This window comes from Pseudomonas persica (genome assembly GCF_900291015.1).
Lineage (GTDB): Bacteria > Pseudomonadota > Gammaproteobacteria > Pseudomonadales > Pseudomonadaceae > Aquipseudomonas.
On record NZ_OLKL01000060.1, the window covers coordinates 1 to 1,699 of the forward strand.

At 63.0% G+C, this 1,699-nt stretch carries 1 pseudogene; it reads right to left on the reverse strand.

What is annotated here, in order from left to right:
* A pseudogene (locus tag FQ664_RS25690) lies at positions 1-1,699 on the reverse strand (immunoglobulin-like domain-containing protein); the annotation flags it as partial.

Here is a 1,699-nt window from a genome sequence, read left to right on the forward strand (position 1 = left end):
GACAGGGTCACAGTCACCGGCGACTGCGCCGGGTTGCTCAGGGTCACGGTGTAGGTGATCACGCCACCTTCCGTCACGCTTGGCGAAGCGGTCAGGGTGGCGGTGGTGACATCGACCGAATCATTGATGGTGGTCTGAGCCGGGGTCGGGTTCGGCGTCAGTTGCTCGAAGTTGCCGCCGGTAGCACCGGTAATCGTGGTGCTGACGGTCGAGCCATTGTTGTAGACGTCGTTGGCCGGGGTCTCGAAATCAACACTGCCCTGGGTCTTGCCCGCCTCAACGGTGATGGTCTGGCCGTTGGACAGGGTCACGGTCACCGGCGACTGGGCCGGATTGCTCAGGGTCACGGTGTAGGTGATCACACCACCTTCGGTCACCGACGGAGTGGCCGTCAGGGTCGCCGTGGTGTTATCCACCGAGTCATTGATGGTGGTCTGAGCCGGGGTCGGGTTCGGCGTCAGTTGCTCGAAGTTACCACCAGTGGCGCTTTCGATGCTCACGCTAACGGTCGAGCCGTTGTTGTAGACGTCGTTCGCCGGGGTCTCGAAGTCGACACTGCCCTGGGTCTTGCCGGCTTCAACGGTGATGGTCTGGCCGTTGGACAAGGTCACGGTCACCGGGGTCTGGGCCGGGTTGCTCAGGGTCACGGTGTAGGTGATCACACCGCCTTCGGTGACGCTTGGCGAAGCGGTCAGGGTGGCGGTGGTGACATCGACCGAATCATTGATGGTGGTCTGAGCCGGGGTCGGGTTCGGCGTCAGTTGCTCGAAGTTGCCGCCGGTAGCACCGGTAATCGTGGTGCTGACGGTCGAGCCATTGTTGTAGACGTCGTTGGCCGGGGTCTCGAAATCAACACTGCCCTGGGTCTTGCCCGCCTCAACGGTGATGGTCTGGCCGTTGGACAGGGTCACGGTCACCGGCGACTGGGCCGGATTGCTCAGGGTCACGGTGTAGGTGATCACACCACCTTCGGTCACCGACGGAGTGGCCGTCAGGGTCGCCGTGGTGTTATCCACCGAGTCATTGATGGTGGTCTGAGCCGGGGTCGGGTTCGGCGTCAGTTGCTCGAAGTTACCACCGGTGGCGCTTTCGATGCTCACGCTGACGGTCGAGCCGTTGTTGTAGACGTCGTTGGCCGGGGTCTCGAAGTCGACGCTGCCCTGGGTCTTGCCGGCTTCGACAGTAATGGTCTGGCCGTTGGACAGGGTCACGGTCACCGGGGTCTGGGCCGGGTTGCTCAGGGTCACGGTGTAGGTGATCACGCCACCTTCGGTCACCGACGGAGTGGCCGTCAGGGTCGCGGTAGTAGTATCCACCGAGTCGTTGATGGTGGTCTGGGCCGGGGTCGGGTTCGGCGTCAGCTGCTCAAAGTTGCCACCGGTCGCACTTCGATCGTGGTGCTGACGGTCGAGCCGTTGTTGTAGACGTCGTTGGCCGGGGTCTCGAAATCGACACTGCCCTGGGTCTTGCCCGCTTCAACGGTGATGGTCTGGCCATTGGACAGGGTCACGGTCACCGGGGTCTGGGCCGGGTTGCTCAGGGTCACGGTGTAGGTGATCACACCACCTTCGGTGACGCTTGGCGAAGCGGTCAGGGTGGCGGTGGTGACATCGACCGAATCATTGATGGTGGTCTGAGCCGGGGTCGGGTTCGGCGTCAGCTGCTCGAAGTTGCCACCGGTCGCACCGGTAATCGTGGT